A 21,471-nucleotide genomic window follows, 5' to 3' on the forward strand; every position below is an offset into this window, starting at 1 on the left:
GACATCGGCGGAAGTACTGGGCGGTCTGAAGAAGGCATTCTCCGACTATGAGCAAAAAAACGAAGCCGCGTGGCAATGACTGCGGATGATCATCTTCGAATCTGATGTTGCGGCAACGGCGCTTCTGGTCGGGAACCTAAGCCGGTTTCCCAAGTTTCGGGTGCTTGCGCAGGAATCTTCGGAGGCATCCCTTGGCTCAAGCACAGCGCGCCGTTCCTGATGACGAAACGAACCGCCCCACCGATCCCGAAGACAAGAACCGGGAAAGAGAAGCGCAGGCATCCGATCACAAGGAACACGAAAAGAAGCCCTCACTCATCCGCCGGCATCATGGGTTCGTCGTGCAACTCGATCCAGACGGGAGCGTGGTCGCTGCTGTGATCCCATCCGCGGACGTGCTTTTCGACCTCAGCCTTTGCGAGGCGGGAAGCAACTTGCGGGCTCAGAAGGAAGTGGTCGATGCGGAGTCCGGCGTCGCGAGCGTACGCGTTACGGAAGTAGTCCCAGAAGGTGTAGATGCGCTCGTCCGGATGAAGGTGGCGGAGTGCGTCCGTCCAGCCTTGGTCGACAAGATGCCTAAAGGCATCCCTCACTTCGACGCGGAAGAGCGCGTCGTTCGTCCAGCGTTCCGGCTTGTAGACGTCGAGTTCGGTCGGCATAACGTTGTAGTCGCCGACGAGGACGACTGGCACTTCCAGCTCGAGCAGCTCTGCCGCGTAGTCGCGAAGGCGCTTGAACCAGCGGAGTTTGTAGTCAAACTTCGGTCCTGGACATGGATTGCCGTTCGGGAGATATAGACCCCCGATGACAATCCCGTCGACGATGGCCTCGATGTACCGGCTGTGCTCGTCCTCCGGTTCGCCGGGAAGACCCTTCCGCGTCAGATGAGGCTCCTGCCCCCTCGCGAGGATGGCCACACCGTTCCAGGATTTCTGCCCCTGCCAGATGGCTCCATAGCCGGCACCCTCGAGCGCCTTGATTGGAAACTTCTCCTGCGGCGCCTTCAACTCCTGCAGGCATAGGACGTCGGGCGACGCTTCTTCGAGCCATCGCAGGAGGACTTCAAGCCGGCCGTTGATGCCGTTGACGTTGTAGGTGGCGACCTTCACGTGCCGCCGCCTTCGAGTTCCGTCTCCTCCTCGATCGCAGATAGTCTTGCATTTGCAGCGTCCAGCACTGCGGTGAGGAATTCCACACGGGTCCATCCGACGAGGTGCGCCTCCTCCACAAGGAGCTGGATGGCATAGTCGACGGTCTGGTCGAGCTCTACCTTGCGCTCAGGCGTACCGGCGCTGCTGGTGGGCGGGTCGATCATAGTTCCTCCGTCAGGCCGACGGCTTCGTGTTAGGATGGGCCGCAATTATGCAGGCGGCCTACTTTTCAACTCGTTTTCGACCTTGGAACGCGAGTTGCCGAGCTTCTTGACGGTGTCCTTGGCTTTGGATCTCGAAACACCTTCCTTCGAGGCCTCGTACCGAACCTCGTGATCCTGACCGCCGGCCACCTCTGCGCGATTTTGTGCGCGACCTCTGGATGTGGTTGCTATGCCTTCTCTCCTCATAATCCTGGTTTCGATCACTGAAAACGGGCGTCGATTCAAAGAGTTCCCAGGCGGCCAGCAAACTTGGTACCGGCGCCGGCGGTGAGGTCTGCTCTTGAAGCGAAGGAACTTCGGGCGGCAGCCAAGGTTCGTCACGAGCGAGAAGGCGTCACGAGCGAGAAGGGAGCAACCGATGCGCTAGCGTTCCTGGCTTACCGACCTTGGCACATGGACTGCCCGTCCGTATGATTTCGCTGTTGTTGTGATCTACGGGATTTCGTGGCTCGTCCTCAGTCGGGAGAGCCTCGAATGGCACGGCGTGGCGACGCTTGCGACATGGCTGATGACGCTTTTCATCCAGAAGGCGGAGCATCGCGACACTCAGGTCATCCATGCCAAGCTCGACGAACTTCTCCGCGCTCATGGCGATACAAAGAACGAGATCACCCAGCTCGATCAGAAGGAGCCGGACCAGATCGAAAGCTTCCGGGAAGGCCAAACGGCTGCTGGCGAAGAACCTTGAAGCGCGTCCTCAATGTTGTCGTCTAACCAGTAGGTTCACCGCAAGGAGCTCGCCCTTTCGAGCTGAGAGCGTAGCCAGAGATTTGCGGGATCATGATCAAGGCGGCTATGCCACACTATCTGAACAGCAGTTGGCGGTGCGGTCCAGGGCAATTCCGCGAACCCGACGGCACCTGACCGCCGGAAGACGTCTGCGAGCCTTGCCGGGGCGATCGCGGCTGCTGAAGTTCCGGCCAGCAGCGCGGGCAGCGCCAGGAAGTGCGGCTGAACTACCTTCAGATTTGGCGTTGTGCCTATCTTCGCGAACTCAGCTTCGAGGGTGGAACGATCGAACATCTCCATCCGCCGGGTCAGTCCCCGCTCGGAAACCTGCCCGTCTTCAATGCCACCTGCCGAAACGACGAATAGAGGCAGTCCGGCAAGCTGCTGGACGGTGATGGGGTATCCAGCCAATGGATGATCGGGCGCGAGGAGAACCACGTCCCTTTCATTAAAAAGCAACCGGGCGCGAAGTCGATGGGGAATGTCCCGGAACGACCCGAGAGCGATATCGATACGGCCGATATCGATTTGCGCGGTGAGGTCGATCCTTGTCGCAGGCAGGATGGTTACATCGATACCTGGTGCTTGCTCGGTCAGGATTCGAAGGAAATTCGGAACGACGACCGCCGTGATGTAGTCCGTCGCCGCGATGCAGAACTGGCGCACCGACGTCTCGGGGCGAAAAACCGGTGAGCCTATCGCCCGCTCGACGGACGCAAGTGCATCCCGAACCAGCGGCCCCATCTCGACCGCCCTCGCCGTCGGCACCATTCCAACCGCTGTCCGGACAAAAAGCTCATCGTTCAGAAGGCTGCGAAGGCGCGATAGCGCATGGCTCACTGCCGACGGGCTGAGCCCGATCACCTGCCCTGCACGCAGTACGTTTCGCTCGCGCATCATGGCGTCGAAGACGGTCAGGAGATTGAGGTCGAGGTTTTTCACGGGCGTACGGGCAAGGTCATGCGTCAACCATAATGCATGGCATGCATTTTCAGATTGTCAATATTGCACTTCCTGAGACCCGCTTCGGGGAGGATGATCCGTGCATCCGATAACAGACGGACAGAGATCATGGACAGCAACGTGGGAAGTGTTTCAGATACGGCGTCCATAGTGGATGGCGTCATGCGGGGTCGATTTGCCAACCGCTACTATCTGGATCGGCAACTCGATCGTGCGGCGGTCAGGCAGATCGTTGATGTGGCCCGCCATGCCGGGACGGGTGCCAACGTGCAGCCCTGGCACGTGCATCTGGTGGCGGGTCATGCCAAGGACAGTTTGATCGAAGCACTCCGTATTGCGCACGAAAGCGAGGCGGGCGCCCATACATCCGAATACACCTATCTCGCCGCAGATCTGCCGGAGCCCTACGCGTCGCGTCGACGCGAGTTCGGCGCTGTCTTCTATGGAGCGCTTGGCATCTCAATCGAAGATCACGCGGCCCGCGCGTTGCAGACCTCCCGGAACTACCGTTTCTTCGACGCCCCGATCGGCCTGATCTTCACGATCGATCGGCGCCTGGAGACAGGGAGCTGGCTCGATCTTGGCATGTTCATCCAGAATGTCATGCTCGCAGCCGTCGCGCGAGGTCTGGACACCTGTCCGCAAGAATTCTTTTCCCGATATCACGCCGTCATCCGCGATGAACTCTCGCTGCGGCCTGAGGAACTTGTCGTGTGCGGCATGTCGATGGGGTTCGGTGATCCCGAATGGGCCCGGAAACGCCCCCACATGCCAAAGGCGCCTGTCGAAGATATCGCCTCCTTTCACGGCTTTTGAATCCAACTGGAGAATGACAATGACCGAACGCGACGAACTGATAGACGCGGCTGTCGCCTTCATCGAAACGATCAAGGACAAGACTCCTGGCGAAGAGGTGGAGCTGTGGCTGAACGAGATGCATGGGCCGGGAAGCTCCGTCTATGAAGACCTGGCGGACCGCGTAAGGCGCGGTGTCGAGCAGGGCTGGGCCGCCACCACCGAGATAACCGGGCGCCACTACCGTCGCAGCCGACTTCTCGAACCTTGCGAGCGATCGCACTTCTTCAGCTTGACGACTGTCTATATGGACAGCCCTACCCTGACCAAGATTGCTGAACATGACCGCGTCTTCCGGGGCGACTATCATCTTCACCCCTACGGGGAGTTCAATTTGGTCGTGCCGCTGGAGCCGACGGCAGAACTGATGGGGCCGCTGGGATGGCGGCATGCGGGATGGACTGCGCCAGCACCCGGCAGTCACCACTATCCCGAAGCAAGGGGCGGCGCGCTCATCGCGTTCTTCTTCCTCCCTTCCGGACGCATTTCCTACGACATCGAGGCACCGCGGATTGATGAACACGTCGCCTCCAAGGAGAATATGCAATGACACAACGTCTGGACTACAACGCGGCCTCCCCCAACGGAATGAAGGCGCTCGCTGGCGTTTATGCCCATATCGGCCGATCGAGTCTTCCGAAGTCCCTGATAGAGCTTGTCTATCTCCGGATTTCGCAGATCAATGGCTGCGTCTACTGCATCGACATGCATTCCCGCGACCTGTTGACAGGCGGAATGGAGGTCGAAAAGCTTGTCCTCGTCCAGTCCTGGCGCGAGGCCGGCAGCCTGTTCAATGAAGGCGAGCGTGCGGCTCTCGCGTGGACCGAGACCGTGACCCGCGTGGCACAGACCGGTGTCCCCGACGAAGACTTCGAAGCAGCCTCGGCGGCGTTCGACAGCCAGGAGCTTGCCGATCTAACCATCGCGATTGGACTGATGAATGCCTACAATCGCATGGCCATCAGCTTCCGAGCACCGCCCGCCGCTGTCCAGCGTGCCAGCGCCTCAAACAGCGCTGAGTGAACAAAAGGAGCCGATTAAGCTATGACCAACACCGGTATGAAAATCCCAGACAGCAAGCTGGCGCGCGACGTGACGCAGTTCATTCGCGATACCGAGAGCGAACTCCTGTTCCTACATTCCAGCCGGGTTTTTCTCTGGGGTGCCCTCATGGGAGAACGAACGGGTCTGAAGTTTGACCCGGAACTGCTCTACGTTGCGGCCATGTTCCATGACATTGGCCTGACCTCCCATTATCACGAAAGTCAGCGTCGCTTCGAAGTCGATGGAGCCTTTGCCGCAAGCGACTTCCTGCGAGCCTACGATATTCCTGAACGGGACGTCGAAAAGGTCTGGAATGCCGTGGCACTTCACACGACGCCCGGCATTCCCGAGCACATGCACCCGGAAATCTTCCTCGTCCAAGCGGGCGCCGGAATGGACGTGGCGGGGCGAGGTTACGAAGGATTCAGCGATGAGCAGCGTCACGAGGTTGTCGCCGCCTATCCCAGGGGTGAAAACTTCAAAGACAGGATGATTGACGCATTCTACGACGGGATGAAGCACCGTCCCCACAGCACGTTCGGGACCTTCAACGACGACTTCCTTGCCTTCAAGGACCCGACGTTCCAGCGGGCGGATCTCTGCAGCATTATCCACTATTCGCCTTGGGATCACTGAAGAGATCCAAGCGCCGTCGCGAGCTTGGGCAACGTGCTCGGCGCGCTGGCGAACTGGCTGCTCGGCCGGGGCATCGAACGCTTCAGGGAAAAGCGATGGTTTCCGATCGGCCCGGCAGCGCTCGATCGTGCGCAAGGCTGGTATCGCCGCTTCGGAAAGTGGTCGCTGCTCGCAAGCTGGCTGCCGATCGTCGGCGATCCGATCACTGTGATGGCCGGCGTCCTGCGGGAGCCGCTGCCGACCTTCCTGCTGCTGGTGGCCATCGCCAAAGTAGGGCGATATCTCGTGCTTGCAGCAGCGACGACGGGGCTTGCGTAATGTTCCAGCAGATCGTCTACGTCCAGCGGGACATCTACCTCGCCTTCGCCGGCCACATAAAGGATTTTGCCGCGGGCGGCGGCTGGACCTCGTTCCTCGCCTTCCTGCCGATGGGCGTCGTTTTCGGCGCCGTCCATGCAATGACCCCCGGCCATAGCAAGTCCTTCTTGCCACCTACCTTGCAGGATCCTCCACCAGGGCGCACCGGGCGCTCCTTGTATCGCTCGCGCTTTCCTTCACGCACGTCACGATGGCAGTCCTCATCGCGCTTCTCGCCCTGCCGCTGGTGTCGCATTCCTTCGTCGACGCGGGATCGTCTCCGACCCTCGAACTCGTCAGCCGGGCCTTACTGGGCGTCATCGGCCTCTGGATGCTGGCGTCGGCTCTGTTCCGGCACGATCACGCGCATGCGCAGGGCGAAGGGTTGTTCATGGGGATAGCAGCCGGGCTGGTGCCGTGCCCGCTCACCCTGTTCGTGATGACCTTCGCCATGATCCATCAGGTCGTCGTCACCGGCCTGCTGTTCGCCTTCACCATGATGATAGGGGTCGGGCTGACTCTCTCCGTGGTCGCCCTTCTGACGGTGGTTTTCCGCGACCGCATCGCCTATCTGATGAGGACATGGCCGCGGCTACTGGGTTCCGTATCCCGCGCGACGGGCGGCCTCGCGGGGCTGGCGCTAGGATGAGGGCATTGCTGCACCGAACAAGAATGGCGCTGGTTGGCGCGACTGCGGCGCTGCTGGCGTTGGCAGGCATGGCTCAGTGCGAGGAGACGAGCTCGCCGTTCCAGCGGTTCGCCGAGCGGTGCCTCGAACACGGGCCGCGCTACGACCAGACGGTCGCACTCGCCAAGGAAAGCGGCTGGCCGGATCTGGCGGACGACATGACGATGGGCATTCAGCCCCTCGGGGAACCGGCGACCTTCCAAGGCTGGCTTGTGAATTCGGACGGCACTTCTCCTTTCGAGGCGGTGGTGGTCGCACGTGGGGCCGTAGGTCCAAAGACCGTCGAGAGTTGCACCATGGCGTTCGCCGGGACCGACGCGGCCGCATTCGAACGAAGTTTCGTGTCGACAGGAGCAGCGCGGGCTTCTGAAGAGCAGAAGGGACAAGGGCGGGTGCGGAAGTTCTTTGCGATCGAGCGCGAGGGCGTGAAGGAAGCGCTAACGATCGACCTTCCAATCTATCCGAACGGAACCGACGAGGTTGTGGCGAGCGTCGTCGCCGAGCAGCAGATTGAAAACTGAAGCCGCTTGACAGGGCGGCCCTGCTTTGAGAGTTTCGGGTCATGGGGCAGCGATCGCCCCACGAGGCTACGGCCGAAGAATCGCGTCCTTAAACCCGCACCAACGGAGGACGCGCCATGCCGTCATTTCTTGATACCACACCTGAAAAGCTGAATCGGATCATCGGCACCTCAGGCCCCCAGACGCTGATAGACGTCCGCTGCCGGCAGGGACGCAAGCTCAGCCGAGGCGTCTTCGCCTATCGCCTGTCGTTGGAGTGGCTTCCATGACGAACGCGCCCCCACGGATTGCGATCGTCTGGCGCGGCGACCGGGACGCCCGGCGCGCGGCGACGCCGCAGAACAACCGCTTCCACCGGATCTTCGAAGAACTCGCGGCCGTGGGCCTTGCGCCGGAACCCGCCGTCTTCGACGAAGAATTCGCCGACGAGGTCCTCGAACAGCTCCTTGCAGTCGACGCCGTGCTTGTCTGGGTGAACCCGCTCGACGACGGAAAAACAAGGAAGATCCTCGATCCGCTTCTGCGACAGGTGGCGGTAACCGGTCGATTTATAAGTGCGCATCCGGACGTGATCCTCATGATGGGCGTCAAAGAGGTGCTCTACGAGACCAGGCATATAGGCTGGGGCGTCGATACACGTCTCTATCGCACGGCCACGGACTTCCGCCAGGCGTTCGTTCCAACGTTCCTGGCCGCCGGGCCGCGCGTGTTGAAGCAGAACCGCGGCAACGCCGGGCAAGGTATCTGGAAGGTCGAACTCATTGGAGCGCCCGCCGACGGTGAGACCTTGATCAGTGTGCTGGAAGCGAAATCAGGCAGTGTCCCTGAAGCCATCGACCTGTCCGACTTCATTTCCCGCTGCGAGAGCTACTTCACCGAGGATGGCTGCATCGTCGATCAGCCGTTTCAGTCCCGTCTGCCCGAGGGCATGATCCGCTGCTACCTGTCTGGAAGCAGGGTCGTGGGCTTCGGACAGCAGTTGGTCAAGGCGCTGGTGACGCCACCGTCGGGACCGGGTCGGGAACCGCTTCAGCCCGGTCCACGCATCATGAATCCAGCATCCGCAGAACCTTTCCAGACCTTGAGGACAAGAATGGAACGTGAGTGGACGCCGGAAATGATGTCGACTCTTGGGATCGAAGCAGCGTCGTTGCCGATCATCTGGGACGCCGATTTCCTCTACGGGCCACCAGACGCTTCAGGCAACGACACCTACGTTCTCTGCGAGATCAACGTCAGTTCCGTCTTCGCCATTCCTGACGAAGCCCCTGCGGAGATTGCACGCGCGATGGCGTCGCGACTTATCGGCCCGCAGTGACTCTCGCGCCGAAGACTGAGCGCCGATACGAACGATGGGTCTTGACGCGACTGATACAGCGGTTCCTTTTTCGTCGCTTGAAAACGAGAACGCGGTCAGATTCCGGCGGTCGAATGTCAACCTCAAGGCCCGAACTTCTTGAGCCATTTTGTGGACTGATAAATCAACTTTTGGACTGCTCTAGTATGACCGAACCGTATGGTGACAAGTGCGAGACTGTGTGCTCGACATCGAACTGAGCGCCTTTGTTGCCGCGCTCGACGCCCACGCCGACAGCCCCCTCGTCTTCCGCTACGACGGGTGGGGTCGAAAGAGGATGCTTGGCACGAATTGTCGCTGCGGCGGTCATCGATACGGGGTGTGACCGATAGATGAGCACGGCATACGACCAATGCAAGCTACCGGAGCCCGTGCTCGGCGAATGGCAGCTATGCGTTGCCTGGCAGTGGTCCGATCACCATATGTGCGGGATGGAATGACTTCTAAGAAGGAAGGCCATGCTCCTCTGCAACGTCACCGATCAGAGACCGAAGCCAACGGTGCGCCGGATCGCTGCGGTAGCGGACATGCCAGGCCAGGTGCACCGGGAACATGCCCAGATCGACGGGGGCTGGTAGAACCTTCAGCCTTTCGTCCCGCGCGAGACGCTGGCAGATCAAGCGCGGCAGCGTCGCGCAGTAGTCGCTGACGGCGACCATTTCCGGAACGGCAAGAAAATGCGTCACCGATACGGCGACGTCACGCTTAAGGCCCTTCTGCTGCAGCGCCTGGAACAGGCCGACCCGCATCCTGCCGGGCGGGAGAACGATTAATATCATGAGGGAAATCGATGCTCCTTCCAAGGCATTGGGTTGGTCACGTTCTTTTCAATTTCCATCGAACAGAAATTAGCTCCGCTTCGACCCGCATCTTCGGTATTGGGGTCGGAAAAAGAATTGTTTCCGCAGGCGCCACGCCAAGAAGGGCCGTAGGCGGTGCCAACTCATGATGAGCCTGACACCTCGTGCCACCCGCCGCGCAACGATGAGCGACTTCAGCGTTGATCTTCTAGGTATATGGCCAGCTCTGTTGGTTTCCACGCAGAACTGAGCCGGTTAGGCGCATAATTTCCATTGAGAATTGAGCCATGTGAACCTTCCCCCAACGCGGAGAGCGACGGGGGCAACGGAGTGATCCACATGGGACTTTTAAACATCATCCGTCGGATGGCGCTGCGCGAGAAGCAGTCGATCCGCGAGATCAGCCGGCGCACTGGGCTGTCACGCAACACGATCGCAAAGTATTTGAGTGCCGGTACGATCGAGCCGACGTTCACGGTACCGGAACGACCGAGCAAGCTTGATCCTTTTGCCGACAAACTGGCTGGCTGGTTGAAGACCGAGGCCGGAAGGTCGCGCAAGCAGCGCCGAACGCTGAAGCAGCTTCATGCCGATCTGGTGGTTCTCGGCTTTACCGGCTCCTATGGCCGGGTCGCCGCGTTCGCCCGTAACTGGCGGACTGAGCAGCAGACAGCGGGCCGCGGCATATTCGTTCCGCTGTCTTTCCGCCCAGGTGAAGCATTCCAGTTCGATTGGAGTGAGGACTATGCCGTAATCGGCGGCGAGCGCACGAAGCTTCAGGTCGCCCATATCAAGCTATCACACAGTCGCGCCTTTCTGGTCAGAGCTTACCTGCTGCAGACGCACGAGATGCTGTTTGACGCTCACTGGCACGGGTTCCGCGTGTTCGGCGGCGTACCTGGTCGCGGCATCTATGATAACATGAAGACCGCGGTCGATCGTGTTGGCCGCGGCAAGGAACGGCAGGTCAACGTCCGCTTCCAGGCGATGACGAACCACTACGTCTTTGCGCCCGAGTTCTGCAATCCCGCCGCAGGCTGGGAGAAGGGACAGGTCGAGAAGAACGTTCAGGATGCCCGACCGCGGCTGTGGCAACAGATGCCGGACTTTCCAGATCTACCGGCGTTGAACGCCTGGCTGGAGCAGCATTGCCAAAACCTGTGGCACGAGACACCGCATGGCACTTTGCCCGGCACGATTGCAGATGCTTGGGCTGATGAGCGGGCGGCGTTGATGGCATTGCCTACCGCGTTTGACGGCTTCGTCGAGCAGAGCAAGCGGGTCTCACCGACATGCCTGATCACCTTCGAGCGTAATCGTTACAGCGTGCCTGCGTCTTTTGCGAACCGGCCCGTCAGCCTGCGGATCTATCCCGAGCGGCTGGTCGTTGCGGCCGAAGGAAATATCCTCTGCGAACATCCGCGGGTGATCGAGCGCAGTCACGACAAACCACCGCGAACGATTTACGACTGGCGGCATTACCTTGCGGTCATCCAACGCAAGCCCGGTGCCCTGCGCAATGGGGCGCCCTTCCTGGAATTGCCATTGGCCTTTCGGCAATTGCAGGACCAGATGCTTCGCCGCCCTGGTGGTGATCGTGAGATGGCCGATATCCTTGCTCTCGTTCTTCATCACGACGAACAGGCCATCCTCCGCGCTGTGGAACTGGCCCTGGATGCGGGCGTGGCGACCAAAACGCATGTGCTGAACCTGCTGCACCGGTTGATCGACGGCAAGACGATCGACGGTCCTGACATCGATACGCCACAGGCGCTGACCTTGCTGCGCGAACCCAAGGCCAACGTCGAGCGCTACGATGGCTTGCGTGTCCAGATCGTGGGAGGTCGCCATGCGTCATGATCCCGCCAGCGCCGCCGTCGTCATCATGCTCCGGAGCCTGAAGATGTATGGCATGGCCCAGGCTGTAACGGACCTGATCGAGCAAGGAGCTCCGGCTTTCGAGGCGGCCGTGCCGATCCTGTCCCAGTTGCTGAAAGCCGAAATGGCCGAGCGAGAGGTTCGTTCGATCGCCTATCACATGAAGGCCGCCCGTTTCCCGGCCTACAAGGACTCCTCAGGGTTCGACTTTGCCGCGAGCGAGATCAACGAGGCGACAGTGCGCCAACTGCACCGATGCGAGTTCATGGATGGAGCGCAGAATATCGTGCTCGTCGGCGGGCCGGGCACAGGAAAAACACATATCGCGACCGCCCTCGGCGTCCAGGCGATCGAGCATCACCGCCGAAAGGTCCGCTTCTTCTCGACCATCGAACTGGTCAACGCTCTCGAGCAGGAGAAGGCCAAAGGCAAGGCAGGCCAGATCGCCGAGACGCTGGTTCGCCTCGATCTGCTGATCCTCGACGAACTCGGATACCTTCCGTTCAGTGCTTCAGGCGGAGCGCTGCTCTTCCATCTGCTGAGCAAGCTCTACGAGCGCACCAGCGTCATCATCACCACCAACCTCAGCTTCAGCGAATGGGCGACCGTCTTTGGCGATGCCAAGATGACGACCGCTCTGCTCGACCGTCTGACCCACCGTTGCCATATCCTGGAAACCGGGAACGACAGCTTCCGCTTCAAAGCCAGCTCGGCCGCCGCGGCACAAAAGAGAGGAGAAAAGGCCAACCCATTGACCAAAGCCTGATCAGAAAACCATACTTAGAGGTGGCTCACTTCTCGGTGGAAAAACCGGCTCAGTTCCGCGTGGAAACCAACAGACACAGCCAGCCTATAGCCTTTCGCGACGTTCCCGATTGAAGCGACACCTGTTTTCCTGACTTTTGGTTTTGCGATGCCGGGCATCTCTGCCGTCGGCGCGAGGCGGTCTAGTGAAAGTTCCGGCTCTTCACCTTAAGCGTATCGATATGCAGGTCCCGCACTTATCCCGAGCCCGAGACTATGCCGAGTCCGTTCCCCAAAGCCCGCGATTTCCGGTAAATCCGGATGGTAAGCCCGGCATAATATCGATGCTCTTCACCCGAATGTGCCGAGAGCTGACTACACCGATGTTTTGAACTCAGCGACGTTCGACGCGCCATCCTTCAAGCGGTCGATCAGGCCGTGGATGTCACCGAGAACCCAGAGGTCCTTCACTTTGTCGCCGTCGAACGTGAAGAACGGCGCGCCGTACCACCAGACATGCCGACCTGTAGCGGAGATGCCGAACAGTTCCTTCCTATGGATGCCATGGAAGCGCAGTTTAGCCGACGCGGACTCCCCGTCTTCCACCATTGCCAGAATGTCCGACGTGTAGGTTCCGAAGGTATCGGTGACCCACCGGACATAGTCTGCGAACTGCCTGTGGCCGACCATGGTGGGGCCGAGAGAACCGCGGAACGTGAAGCCCTCGTGGAAAATGTCCGGGATCAGGCTTAGGTCCGCATGGTCCCACATGTCCTTGTAGAACTTGCGGACCACTTCCTTCCGCGGACTGAGCGTCACCCCATCGAACGCCATTGCAGGTTCCCAGGTCGGATCGGGGGTGGTCATGCCTATCTCCTTCTGCTTCGCGAGGTCAGGAAACAGGACGTTTGGCCAGCAGCAGTCCGCACCCAAGCAATATCATCGCGCCACCCGATCCCTCCCGAAGACGGCGGATGACATTCGGGCGCGAAGCCGCGCCGTCGCGGAGTCTCCCGGCTCCGAACGCAACGACGATGTCCGCGAGCGTGTTGAGGGATACGGAAATTGCTCCGAGGATCACGAACTGCAGTGCGACATGATCCGAAGTCGTGTCGACAAACTGCGGAATGAAAGCCAGGAAAAACGCAGCCGTCTTTGGGTTCATCACTTCCACCAGAACGCCATCCCGAAAGGCCCTCTTCCCGCCGACGGGCGACTCGGCGTTACCCAGGGAGCGATAGTCGAGCCTCGCATGGCGAATGGTCCGATAGCCCATCCAGACCAAGTAGAGCGCGCCGACTACCTTGAGCGCAGTGAACAGCTCGGCGCTCGCCAGCACGATCGCCGAAACGCCCAAACTACCGGCCGCGACGTGAAACAGTCCACCAAGACCGTTTCCAAGACTCGAAGCTATTCCCTCCGAGCGGCCGCCGGAAAGGGTTCGGGCAGCGACGTAGAAAATTCCCGGACCTGGAGTGATCGCCAAAAGGAATGCCGTGAAAAGGTAAACGGTGAAGGCGTTGGAAATCAGCATCGATTCTTCCTAGTGAAACCTGTCTGGCCCAGTTGAATGGGAGGGGTGGAATTAATTGGAAAAGCCATCGTTGAGGCGGTCGAGAGCGGCGGCGACGCGCTGTCGCACCTCATCACTCAATGGAAGAACGGGACGTGGTGGATCAACGTCGCAGAGGTTCAGAACCTTGGCGATTACGTACATGACCCTGAAGCTGCCGAACTCCTTGAACAGCGCCCATAGCGGTCCGAAGGCCGCGTCCATTCGCTCGACGGCCATGGTGTCGCCAGCTTGCGCCGCCCTGGTCAGAGCCAAGGCCTGCGAAGGCAAAAGGCCTGCGACGACGGAATACCAGGTATCGCCCCCGGCCAGCAACGACGGTGCGCCGCCCCAGTCACCGCTGTAGCCGATCCTGAATGCCGGCCCGGTGATAGACCGGAGAGAGGCGAGTTCGGAACCGAAGTCTCCACCCGAGGGCAGTGGCATCTTTACGGCCTCGATGTTCGCGATCTTCGACAGGCGGGAAATGAGGGCCGGGCGAAAGGTGAACTTGGTGGTACTGGGGTTATTGTAGATGCACAGCGGCATTTGGCCCGCATTGGCGACGGCGGCGAAATGTTCGAACACCTCGTCGTCGAATAGGGGCGTATAGGAAATCGGAGCGAGGAGCAGACCGTCGGCACCCGCAGCCTTCGCGTCTCGAGCGAGGGCCACCGCATCGTTAGTCCGGATCGCACCGACGCCGACGATGACAGGGATTTTGCCGCCGACGGTGTCCATCGCCGTTTCGACCGCGCGCCGACGCTCTTCTCGCGTGAGGAAAGCGTAGGCTCCGGTGCTGCCGAGCAGACCGATGGAGTCCGCCCCGGCCTCCGCGATGCGCATGAGGAGACGCGCGAGGACCGTGGTGTCGATCCTGCCGGAAGCGTCGGCAGGCGTGATCGGGAATGCCGAGAGGCCTTGAAAGATAGACATGACAGGAAGACCTTCAGATGTGGGTCAGGAGAAGCTTCAGTCCAGCGAACCCGAAGAATACGGCCAGCGTACCTTCGATCCAGCGGCGCGCCCGCCTATACAGGCGGATCATGGGAGCTGTCGAAAAGACGATGGCGTAGCCGCAGAAAATCGTCACACTCAGGATCGCACAGCCCAGGAGGATCACGACGACCGTGTGAGGCGACGACCCAGGACCGAGCCCGAGCGTCATCAACGCGATCCATGCCAGGATCGACTTCGGATTGGTCAGGTGCATTAGCAGTCCTCGCTTGTAGAGCGTGGCTGCTGTCGCCTTGCGTTCGTCGGACGGCCGAAGCTGGTCCTTGTCCGAAGACAGTGCGGCTTTGCCCGCTCTGAAGGAGAGATAGAGAAGATACAGTCCTCCAAGGACCTGCAGGACGACGAGAGCTTCCGCGTATCGACTGAGAACCGCCGATACACCTGTCGCCGCCATCAGGCCCCAGAAGATCGAGCCGCTTACCACGCCCGACGCGATTGCCAGCGCGGCCTTGCGGCCGTCGTTCATGGCAACGCCCATGATCCGCATATTGCTCGGGCCGGGACTCCCGGCGGCAATGATATAGGCGGTGAAGACGATCGCGAGTTGGTGGATGTCGGCCAGCATTGTTTTACTTCTTCGGGACGGCGTCGTGCAAACTGGCACCCTCAATACCTTCTCAACTGGCCCTGACATAGAGCCACTTTTACCTCAAAAAGTCTGGTCCAGTTTCCATTAAATCCTTGGCGGACGAGTCTTCTCGGTTTATCTGGATCAACGAAAACCTCTCTACGTAGGGAGTAGTGATGGTCCAGTTGTCCACCCGTCAGCAGAATTCGTCACCGGGGCTGGGGGCGCGCGGAATCTACGACAGCCTGCGACAGCAGATCGTGGCGGGCGTGTACGGCCATGACGGCGTCCTTCCATCGGCCCGCGCCCTGGCAGTTGAACTTGGCGTTTCGCGCACAACCGTGACGTCCTCATACGAACAACTAGCCGCCGAGGGGTTCGTGGTCATTCGACATGGAGCTCGACCGCGGGTCGCCATCAAGATCGCAGACGGCAAGACCGGAGAAGCCCTTCACGAAGCCGGAGAGCCGCATAGCCTCTCCGCTTTCGGAGAAAGGCTTCGGTCTCGGGCGATCCCGATGCGTGTCCCATCCGAGAGATTGGTCGCGGACTTCCGCTACGGCGACATGTCGGCCTCTGACTTCCCGACCCTCGCTTGGCGGAACGCCATGAACGACGCGGCGCTCCGCCGGCCGCCCAAGCTATTCTACGACGATCCCCGCGGCTCTATTCGCTTGCGCGCCGCCCTGCAGGGCTATCTCTGGCGAGCACGGAGCATCAGATGCGAGGTTGATGAGATCGTCATCGTCAATGGCTCCCAGCAGGGTCTGGACCTGTGCGCGCGTCTCTTGCTCGACGCGGGCGACAGATTTGTCATCGAGGACCCGTGCTATCCGATGGCGCGAAGCATCTTCGAGATGACGGGAGCCATGGCGGCCCCGGTGGACGTGGATGTCGAAGGCATCAGGGCGGACTTGCTGGCGGATGTAGACGCGCGGCTGGCCTACGTGACGCCCTCACATCAGTTTCCCATGGGAAGCGTGATGTCCATCGGACGACGCCAGCAGTTGCTGAGGTGGGCGGAGGAGAAGAGCGCCTACATTGTCGAAGACGACTACGACAGCGAGTATCGGTTCGACATGAATCCCGTGCCACCGCTACGCGCGCTCGGAGGTGCGTCGAACGTCATCTATGTCGGTACGGTCTCAAAGACGCTGTCACCGACGCTCCGGATTGGCTACGTCGTCGTGCCGCGGGAACTGCAGGAAGTGTTCGCGCACGCAAAGCGCCTGACGGACCGGCATGCCCCCATCCTGGCACAGGAAGCGTTGGCGACCCTGCTGGAGTCTGGCGTCTACGAAAGTCACGTGCGTAAGGCCCGTCGTCACAACGCCCGCAGACGCGCAGCGCTCCTCGACGCGCTGCAAGTCGAATTCCAAGATGCGGTCGGGATCGAAGGCGCGGAAGCCGGGCTGCACGTCGTCGCCTGGTTCCTCGACCTGTCCCCTTCGATGGCGACGTCATTCATCGAGAGGTCTTACCATCTTGGAGTTGGCATCTACTCCATCACCCCTCACTACTTTGGCCAGGGGCTGGATTTGAAATGCCTCGGCCTTGTGATGGGTTATGCAGGTCTCACCGAGCAACAAATCGATAGGGGCGTAAAGCTCCTGCGCAATGCTTACGATGGTGTACTTTGACGCGGCGCTATGATGTCTGGCCGTCGTTCGTACGGTACCAGAGTATCAAGAGACCAGCCCACAACGCTTCGATGCCGCGGCAACCCGCCGCCAGAGCGCCGCGTTCTCCAATCGCGTTGTAGTCATTGATGTCTCCACTTGGTTTGTAACAGCGGAGGCTGGATATTATGCCGAGCTTACCGTTCGGATTTACCGGAAATCGCGGGCTTTGGGGAACGGACTCGGCATAGTATCCGGCTCGGGATAAATCCCGTTATGCCGAGTTCGGCATAACCGCACGAAGATGTCCCTCGCCTGCGGCACCGGCTTCGGCCTCTCGCGTGGGTCCGGACTTCCCGGCGATCCGTGGGCGAACTCGTCCCCGCAGCCGGTCGGCAGCTTGAAGTCCATCTCTCGGTCGGTCAGCCCTGAAAGGTCTCCCGACAGATCGAAAAGCTGCTGTGCCACGAGGTGGACGACGTCGCCCTCCCTCTGAATGCGGCCGTTCATCGCCATCATGGAGGACCCAGCACGACGCGGCGGCGCCTCTCAAACAAGCTCGGCCAGACCACGATGTTCGCAGGACCGGTCTCGTCTTCGATCGTGATGAACATGACGCCCTTCGCGCTGCCAGGCTTCTGGCGGACGAGGACGAGACCTGCGGTCATCAACCACTGGCCGTCGCGAGCGCTCATGGCGTCGGTGCAGGTGACGATGTTCCGCTTCCGCAGGTCGCGACGGAGGAAGGCGATGGGATGCTCCCGGAGCGTCAGACCGACGTGTCCGTAGTCCTCCACCACGTTGTGGCCTTCCGTCATCTGCCGCAGCACCACCTCCGGATCCTGTTGCTCCGGAATGACCACGCCCCCCCGTTCGGCGGCGGCTGCAAAGAGCGGTAACGGCTCGTCGCGCAGCGCTTTGATCGCCCATAGCGCATCGCGGCGCTGGTGGCCAAACGACGCGAGGAATCCGAACGGTAGGTAGGCTCTCTGCTTCGCGGCACCGCGCTCCAGAGCGGAGATGCGGTCACGAAGCTCGGCAAGCACTTGCTCGCGGACAGCCGGCATCGACACGAATCCTTTGGAAATCGCGGGTGGAAAGGCACGACATCATGTCGCTGGAAACTCGAATGTTCTTTTTCTGTTCCTTATGGTCAGCGGCGTCAAGGCGTCTCGGAAACAGGAATCTAGTCCTAAGAATTAGCATTGACGCAGATTCACGGAGCGAAATCAAAATGGTAGGCAAGACTCGTAAGTCGGCGTCATCATTCAAATTATTTGTTATCGTCGCTGCCACTCTGTGGATTTCACACCGGATAGCTACGCCGCTCTCGCCGGAAATGGCATCGGAGACGGCGCGGGATAGCATTGGGCGGCGACACCTTTGCATATCTCCCCCGCGAACTCCGGCAGCGCCGGAGCAGACGGTGACGCCTGAACGACAAGGAACCTTCTCCTCAGTTGTCGCTTTGGATTGCTAGAGCATCAATAACGGTTCTACCCCTAGCCGAGATGCCCAACTCCGATGGGCTCGTTCACCGCGAGCCTTTTTTGTTTTGAAGAAGCCCGACCATTGGCGACCGCGCCTCTTTTCCCGAGGAAGGACCAATGGAGCGACGCCTCTTAGCCTTTTCGACCGGTCTTGCAGGTCAGAGATTGAGACGGACTACCAGCGGACAATGATCGGAGATCGCCAGTACCTGGTCAGTGCCGTCGTCTTTCTGCCTCGTCATCCCCAGTCGACGTATAGACGTGTGTTCGGCCGGTGCGGTCGCCTCGATGCCAGGCCCGATCAGAATATGATCGAGGCCAACCGGGTTCCTGCATCCCAGATAGTTTTGAGAGGCAAGCAAGTCGCTCTCGGCTGTATCGAGGTCGCGGATTTCAGAAAGGGTGCAGAGAACGGCCCCCACCTCGTTGGTCTGGCAATGTTCATTCACGAGCCGGAGATCGGTGGTGAACGGCTGGCCATCGAACACCTCCTCGATAAGGGAACGCGACAGCACGCCAGAGGGCCGAATTCCGCTCGCTGCGCTGCCGTCTGTTCTAACCGGCGACTGATCACGAAGCTCATGCCAGAGATTCCGATTGAAGTCGCCGAGCATAACGACCTTGGCTCCGTCGGACGTCTCTCGCTCGACCCAGCTCTCGATGGGGTCGATCTGCTGTTGCAGTATCATGCAGTTGTTGCCGTTGCCTTCCAGCTTGCCGCCGTCGAACGGTGAGACGCAGCTCGACTTCAGATGCACATCGAGGATGCGCACTATGGCGCCGCCGAGGCTCAACGTCAGAGACAGCCCCGGTCGAGGACGCTTGCTGTCAGGGTTTGCGGGGAGGCTCAAGGAGTCCTCCACTTCACACGATACTTTGGTGCCGAGCGACTTCTTCCACGCGATGACCAGACGCTGAACCTTGTATCCTGAGAAGCCGCAAAGGTCATAGTCAGCACCGGCTCCGGGCAGGACTTCCTTCACAGCCTGTTCGCCGCTGACTTCCTGAAATGCGATGATGTCGGCGGGTACGGAGCGCGAGATGAAGTTGGCGATCTGCTCCTGCCGTTTCCGATAGGCGTCCACATTCACGCGGACCACGCCTCGGTAGGCGTACGCGTCGCAGACCGGCAATACCGCCGTGTCCCAATTCTCGATGTCGAATGTGTTCGGGACATCCCAACCTTGGGTGGCGTTTGAATCCGTCGAGGGGACCCAGCGACCAATCCCCGCGTCCTCGACGTAAGTCTTTCCGCAGGCTTCAATCCATCGCTGGGCGGTCGCGATGTCCATGTGCCAGCCCAGGTTCCAAGTTGCGATCGTAACCTGCCGGGCGGACGTCTCGGATGAAATGAGAAAAATCGTGACGACTGCAACCAGTATCCTGAGCATGACATTCCCCTCGCCCGTTGGTTGATCCATGGACTAAAATACACTCTTCAAACTTATGCAAGTTGTTCTCAAAGCCAGTCGAGCTTTTGGAAACCCGAAGCTCGAGCCGTTCTCTAGACCTCTCGATCTTCGGGAGGGGACGTTCATTCGTTCGTTCGGCAATGCTGAGTTCGCAAAACGAAGGAGCATCAGAGAGATAAGGAAATCGGCCCGCATTCAATCACCCTTCGATATCCCCGTCCATCGACGCCCGTTTATTCTGAATGAAGTTGGTGCTCGTTGGACAAATGAACGATGACAAAGACGGATTGGGTAATGTTGGTGGCTGTGGCAATCCCGGTTTTGCCGCCTCTTTTGAAGGAAGCCCGCCTTTGGTGGGAAGCCTCGCGGAAATATCGACGAAGCGATCGCCGGCGGATCGCCCGGCCGCCAGGCTAGTCGGCGGGCCAACTTGATAACCGCTCGATCTTGTGAGTATATTTCATCCGCACATTCGATGGCGGACCTAACGGGCTTCCTTTGCCTTCACGGGCGGGGAGGCCTTTTACTTTCTGGGTCACCCAACACGGCACACCCTTCAAAAGCCGCAAGTTGCATCGCGCTGAGTCTTTGCTACCATCCTGAAGTTGGGCGGGGTTCTACATGGGCGAACTGAAGAAGATCATTGAGCATCTACGCGGTCTCATTGAGATAGCGAAACGCGACCGGCCATTGATGATGGTCGTTTATTTTTTAGAGATGGCGCTCGTTGAGGCGGAGGAAGAGATGGTTCGTCGGTTCCACCAGGATTCACCCACCGATGATGCCGACGGCGATTAGGAGGTGTCCGACCACACCGACGCCGACAAGCGCAAACGCGGCGGCCATGATTGTCACAGCAGCCCATTTACGCAATCCATCGCTCATAGCAGCGGTGGTTCCTCTTCAGTTGGCTTTGCCGGCAGCTCTACGATCACCAGCATGTTCCCCGTGGGTTCCGTCGTCCGGAAGCCGAAGGGCTCATATTCGAACCCGCCCGCTACGGGCTGACTTTAGAAATAGCATTGGGGTCTTCGCCCGCCGGGCCGGCTATACGCCGATCGCCCACCACACAAGCGACCATTCCTCATCACATCGTAGGGACAGTCGCACGAACCGACAACGGGATTGCGGATTGCTTCTCCGCTCCGGTCCGAGCGTGGTCTTGCTGGGGGGCCGACTGGCAGTTGAGATTGCTCTGGTTTGAATGCTGCTGCGGGGACCGGTTTCGTGGCAGTGAGGAGGTCTCCTCGAATCCAACCCGAATAGCCCGAAACGGTAATGTAGTGCCATTCATTCTCTCGCCGAAGAGAGAGCACGTCGATGCCGGCAGGCGCTGTCCAGACTACAGGCGCGGCGGTCGACGGGCTTCCTCTCAGGCGGACATTTGTGGTAGTGAAAAAACGGAGTGGTGTGGCCTGCTCCTCCTTCGCTGTCGCCTGCGAAGGAGGGGCAGGCCTGGACGAGGCGGGGGCTGGAGCAATCGGGGCTGAATTCTTCGGAGCTGTCGGCGCCCATGGCGAAGTCGATTGCGGCTTGTGCGTCTCTGTTGGCGCGTCAGGTTTTGGATCGCCAGAGCTCAGCCAGCCGAGCACAAAGGTCCCCGCGATTATCCAGCCAGCAACACCCTTCTTGCCCATTCACTCCCCCAAGTAGAGGGAATAATGCCACAACCTGAGCAAGAGTCGAGTGATCAGCCGGGAGTAGATCGCGGTGGTGCGGCGTCCGTTCTCCCGGAAAAGTTCCCGGCCGCTCGCAGGTATTACGCGACGTGGAGTTTTCCCGGCCTCCTAGTCATGTCCCAACTCCTCTGACGCGGAGCGGTTCCCGCTCGAGGAGCAGTGATGGGGCAGTAAGCGACGGATGAGT

21 protein-coding genes and 4 pseudogenes are annotated in these 21,471 nt (G+C 60.0%); 14 read left to right on the forward strand and 11 right to left on the reverse strand.

Translation table 11 applies throughout. From position 1 onward, the window contains the following. Positions 1-311 precede the first annotated feature (311 nt). From xth to RG540_RS26910, 3 genes are read right to left on the reverse strand one after another with little or no spacing between them, the layout of a single operon-like run. On the reverse strand, positions 312-1,109 hold the full coding sequence (gene xth / locus RG540_RS26900; RefSeq protein ID WP_041365071.1) for an exodeoxyribonuclease III: 798 nt from the start codon (positions 1,107-1,109) through the stop codon (positions 312-314). After that, entirely contained in the window at positions 1,106-1,315 is a 210-nt protein-coding gene (locus RG540_RS26905) for a hypothetical protein (protein WP_041365073.1), read from the reverse strand. The genes xth and RG540_RS26905 overlap by 4 nt, the downstream gene beginning before the upstream one ends. A 45-nt stretch (positions 1,316-1,360) precedes the next feature. Then, complete coding sequence (locus tag RG540_RS26910; RefSeq protein ID WP_167551703.1) at positions 1,361-1,561, reverse strand: DUF3606 domain-containing protein; 201 nt, start codon at positions 1,559-1,561, stop codon at positions 1,361-1,363. Positions 1,562-1,802: 241 nt separating this feature from the next. Here RG540_RS26910 and RG540_RS26915 point away from each other — a divergent pair, with 241 nt between their 5' ends. Beyond that, a complete protein-coding gene (locus RG540_RS26915) occupies positions 1,803-2,063 on the forward strand; it encodes a low affinity iron permease family protein (RefSeq protein WP_244446709.1) in 261 nt (86 codons plus the stop codon). Between the two features lie 35 nt (positions 2,064-2,098). Here the strand turns inward: RG540_RS26915 and RG540_RS26920 are convergent, their stop codons facing one another. Next, positions 2,099-3,004 (reverse strand): LysR family transcriptional regulator, encoded by a 906-nt coding sequence (locus tag RG540_RS26920; protein ID WP_197995279.1) that lies wholly within the window; start codon positions 3,002-3,004, stop codon positions 2,099-2,101. A gap of 171 nt (positions 3,005-3,175) precedes the next feature. Between RG540_RS26920 and RG540_RS26925 the strand changes: the two genes are divergently transcribed. The 9 genes and pseudogenes from RG540_RS26925 (at position 3,176) to RG540_RS26960 (ending at position 8,486) form a co-directional block, all read left to right on the forward strand. Then, complete coding sequence (locus RG540_RS26925; RefSeq protein WP_041365075.1) at positions 3,176-3,883, forward strand: nitroreductase; 708 nt, start codon at positions 3,176-3,178, stop codon at positions 3,881-3,883. 19 nt (positions 3,884-3,902) lie between these two features. Beyond that, positions 3,903-4,472: a 4-hydroxylaminobenzoate lyase gene (locus RG540_RS26930; RefSeq protein WP_046601703.1), complete on the forward strand. Its 570-nt coding sequence runs from the start codon at positions 3,903-3,905 to the stop codon at positions 4,470-4,472. Further along, a complete protein-coding gene (locus RG540_RS26935) occupies positions 4,469-4,945 on the forward strand; it encodes a carboxymuconolactone decarboxylase family protein (RefSeq protein WP_041365078.1) in 477 nt (158 codons plus the stop codon). The genes RG540_RS26930 and RG540_RS26935 overlap by 4 nt, the downstream gene beginning before the upstream one ends. 21 nt (positions 4,946-4,966) lie before the next feature. Further along, complete coding sequence (locus RG540_RS26940) at positions 4,967-5,602, forward strand: HD domain-containing protein (RefSeq protein ID WP_041365079.1); 636 nt, start codon at positions 4,967-4,969, stop codon at positions 5,600-5,602. Between the two features lie 12 nt (positions 5,603-5,614). Continuing rightward, positions 5,615-5,920 (forward strand): annotated as a pseudogene (locus RG540_RS26945) (YqaA family protein); the annotation flags it as partial. Then, positions 5,920-6,608, forward strand: a pseudogene (locus tag RG540_RS26950) (HoxN/HupN/NixA family nickel/cobalt transporter). The pseudogenes RG540_RS26945 and RG540_RS26950, both read left to right, overlap by 1 nt. Continuing rightward, positions 6,605-7,168: a hypothetical protein gene (locus tag RG540_RS26955; RefSeq protein ID WP_041365081.1), complete on the forward strand. Its 564-nt coding sequence runs from the start codon at positions 6,605-6,607 to the stop codon at positions 7,166-7,168. The pseudogene RG540_RS26950 and the gene RG540_RS26955 overlap by 4 nt, the downstream one beginning before the upstream one ends. 116 nt (positions 7,169-7,284) lie before the next feature. Then, entirely contained in the window at positions 7,285-7,437 is a 153-nt protein-coding gene (locus RG540_RS33295; RefSeq protein WP_244446710.1) for a hypothetical protein, read from the forward strand. After that, complete coding sequence (locus RG540_RS26960; protein ID WP_041365083.1) at positions 7,434-8,486, forward strand: Cj0069 family protein; 1,053 nt, start codon at positions 7,434-7,436, stop codon at positions 8,484-8,486. Before RG540_RS33295 ends, RG540_RS26960 begins: the two co-directional genes overlap by 4 nt. A 482-nt stretch (positions 8,487-8,968) precedes the next feature. On the opposite strand, the pseudogene RG540_RS26965 reads toward RG540_RS26960, so the two are convergent. Next, positions 8,969-9,298, reverse strand: a pseudogene (locus RG540_RS26965) (LysR substrate-binding domain-containing protein); the annotation flags it as partial. A gap of 366 nt (positions 9,299-9,664) precedes the next feature. Between RG540_RS26965 and istA the strand changes: the two are divergent. Beyond that, entirely contained in the window at positions 9,665-11,185 is a 1,521-nt protein-coding gene (istA, locus tag RG540_RS26970; RefSeq protein ID WP_041365085.1) for an IS21 family transposase, read from the forward strand. Then, a complete protein-coding gene (gene istB, locus RG540_RS26975; RefSeq protein ID WP_041365087.1) occupies positions 11,175-11,969 on the forward strand; it encodes an IS21-like element helper ATPase IstB in 795 nt (264 codons plus the stop codon). Before istA ends, istB begins: the two co-directional genes overlap by 11 nt. 353 nt (positions 11,970-12,322) lie before the next feature. On the opposite strand, the gene RG540_RS26980 is transcribed toward istB, so the two are convergent. Genes RG540_RS26980 through RG540_RS26995 form a run of 4 tightly spaced genes read right to left on the reverse strand, consistent with a single transcriptional unit; the run spans position 12,323 to position 15,081 of the window. Continuing rightward, positions 12,323-12,814 carry an ester cyclase gene (locus RG540_RS26980; protein ID WP_051909827.1) on the reverse strand — a complete coding sequence of 164 codons (492 nt, stop codon included), beginning with the start codon at positions 12,812-12,814 and terminating at the stop codon, positions 12,323-12,325. A 25-nt stretch (positions 12,815-12,839) separates the two neighbouring features. After that, positions 12,840-13,481 carry a LysE family translocator gene (locus RG540_RS26985; protein ID WP_080725087.1) on the reverse strand — a complete coding sequence of 214 codons (642 nt, stop codon included), beginning with the start codon at positions 13,479-13,481 and terminating at the stop codon, positions 12,840-12,842. Positions 13,482-13,532: 51 nt separating this feature from the next. Next, a complete protein-coding gene (locus tag RG540_RS26990; RefSeq protein ID WP_041365089.1) occupies positions 13,533-14,435 on the reverse strand; it encodes a dihydrodipicolinate synthase family protein in 903 nt (300 codons plus the stop codon). Between the two features lie 13 nt (positions 14,436-14,448). Next, on the reverse strand, positions 14,449-15,081 hold the full coding sequence (locus RG540_RS26995) for a LysE family translocator (RefSeq protein WP_041365094.1): 633 nt from the start codon (positions 15,079-15,081) through the stop codon (positions 14,449-14,451). 179 nt (positions 15,082-15,260) lie between these two features. On the opposite strand from RG540_RS26995, the gene pdxR reads away from it, so the two are divergent. Beyond that, a complete protein-coding gene (pdxR, locus tag RG540_RS27000; protein WP_041365096.1) occupies positions 15,261-16,724 on the forward strand; it encodes a MocR-like pyridoxine biosynthesis transcription factor PdxR in 1,464 nt (487 codons plus the stop codon). Between the two features lie 189 nt (positions 16,725-16,913). On the opposite strand, the pseudogene RG540_RS31895 reads toward pdxR, so the two are convergent. After that, a pseudogene (locus RG540_RS31895) lies at positions 16,914-17,671 on the reverse strand (OB-fold nucleic acid binding domain-containing protein); the annotation flags it as partial. Positions 17,672-18,351: 680 nt separating this feature from the next. Next, positions 18,352-19,584 carry an endonuclease/exonuclease/phosphatase family protein gene (locus tag RG540_RS27015; protein ID WP_041366432.1) on the reverse strand — a complete coding sequence of 411 codons (1,233 nt, stop codon included), beginning with the start codon at positions 19,582-19,584 and terminating at the stop codon, positions 18,352-18,354. Between the two features lie 642 nt (positions 19,585-20,226). Between RG540_RS27015 and RG540_RS32580 the strand changes: the two genes are divergently transcribed. Further along, a complete protein-coding gene (locus RG540_RS32580) occupies positions 20,227-20,403 on the forward strand; it encodes a hypothetical protein (RefSeq protein ID WP_155414826.1) in 177 nt (58 codons plus the stop codon). Positions 20,404-21,471 lie beyond the last annotated feature (1,068 nt).

This window comes from Neorhizobium galegae bv. orientalis str. HAMBI 540 (assembly GCF_000731315.1).
Taxonomy (GTDB): Bacteria; Pseudomonadota; Alphaproteobacteria; order Rhizobiales; family Rhizobiaceae; genus Neorhizobium; species Neorhizobium galegae.

What these genes read in the sequence shown, in the direction of transcription:
- RG540_RS26960 (WP_041365083.1), top strand. Translation starts at nt 7,434, where the DNA reads ATGACGAACGCGCCCCCACGGATTGCGATCGTCTGGCGCGGCGACCGG.
- pdxR (WP_041365096.1), top strand. Translation starts at nt 15,261, where the DNA reads ATGGTCCAGTTGTCCACCCGTCAGCAGAATTCGTCACCGGGGCTGGGG.
- RG540_RS26920 (WP_197995279.1), bottom strand. Translation starts at nt 3,004, where the DNA reads ATGATGCGCGAGCGAAACGTACTGCGTGCAGGGCAGGTGATCGGGCTC.
- RG540_RS26910 (WP_167551703.1), bottom strand. Translation starts at nt 1,561, where the DNA reads ATGAGGAGAGAAGGCATAGCAACCACATCCAGAGGTCGCGCACAAAAT.
- RG540_RS26940 (WP_041365079.1), top strand. Translation starts at nt 4,967, where the DNA reads ATGACCAACACCGGTATGAAAATCCCAGACAGCAAGCTGGCGCGCGAC.
- RG540_RS26990 (WP_041365089.1), bottom strand. Translation starts at nt 14,435, where the DNA reads ATGTCTATCTTTCAAGGCCTCTCGGCATTCCCGATCACGCCTGCCGAC.
- istB (WP_041365087.1), top strand. Translation starts at nt 11,175, where the DNA reads ATGCGTCATGATCCCGCCAGCGCCGCCGTCGTCATCATGCTCCGGAGC.
- istA (WP_041365085.1), top strand. Translation starts at nt 9,665, where the DNA reads ATGGGACTTTTAAACATCATCCGTCGGATGGCGCTGCGCGAGAAGCAG.
- RG540_RS26985 (WP_080725087.1), bottom strand. Translation starts at nt 13,481, where the DNA reads ATGCTGATTTCCAACGCCTTCACCGTTTACCTTTTCACGGCATTCCTT.
- RG540_RS26980 (WP_051909827.1), bottom strand. Translation starts at nt 12,814, where the DNA reads ATGACCACCCCCGATCCGACCTGGGAACCTGCAATGGCGTTCGATGGG.
- RG540_RS26935 (WP_041365078.1), top strand. Translation starts at nt 4,469, where the DNA reads ATGACACAACGTCTGGACTACAACGCGGCCTCCCCCAACGGAATGAAG.
- RG540_RS26930 (WP_046601703.1), top strand. Translation starts at nt 3,903, where the DNA reads ATGACCGAACGCGACGAACTGATAGACGCGGCTGTCGCCTTCATCGAA.
- RG540_RS33295 (WP_244446710.1), top strand. Translation starts at nt 7,285, where the DNA reads ATGCCGTCATTTCTTGATACCACACCTGAAAAGCTGAATCGGATCATC.
- RG540_RS27015 (WP_041366432.1), bottom strand. Translation starts at nt 19,584, where the DNA reads ATGCTCAGGATACTGGTTGCAGTCGTCACGATTTTTCTCATTTCATCC.
- RG540_RS26995 (WP_041365094.1), bottom strand. Translation starts at nt 15,081, where the DNA reads ATGCTGGCCGACATCCACCAACTCGCGATCGTCTTCACCGCCTATATC.
- RG540_RS26955 (WP_041365081.1), top strand. Translation starts at nt 6,605, where the DNA reads ATGAGGGCATTGCTGCACCGAACAAGAATGGCGCTGGTTGGCGCGACT.
- RG540_RS26905 (WP_041365073.1), bottom strand. Translation starts at nt 1,315, where the DNA reads ATGATCGACCCGCCCACCAGCAGCGCCGGTACGCCTGAGCGCAAGGTA.
- RG540_RS32580 (WP_155414826.1), top strand. Translation starts at nt 20,227, where the DNA reads ATGGGCGAACTGAAGAAGATCATTGAGCATCTACGCGGTCTCATTGAG.
- RG540_RS26925 (WP_041365075.1), top strand. Translation starts at nt 3,176, where the DNA reads ATGGACAGCAACGTGGGAAGTGTTTCAGATACGGCGTCCATAGTGGAT.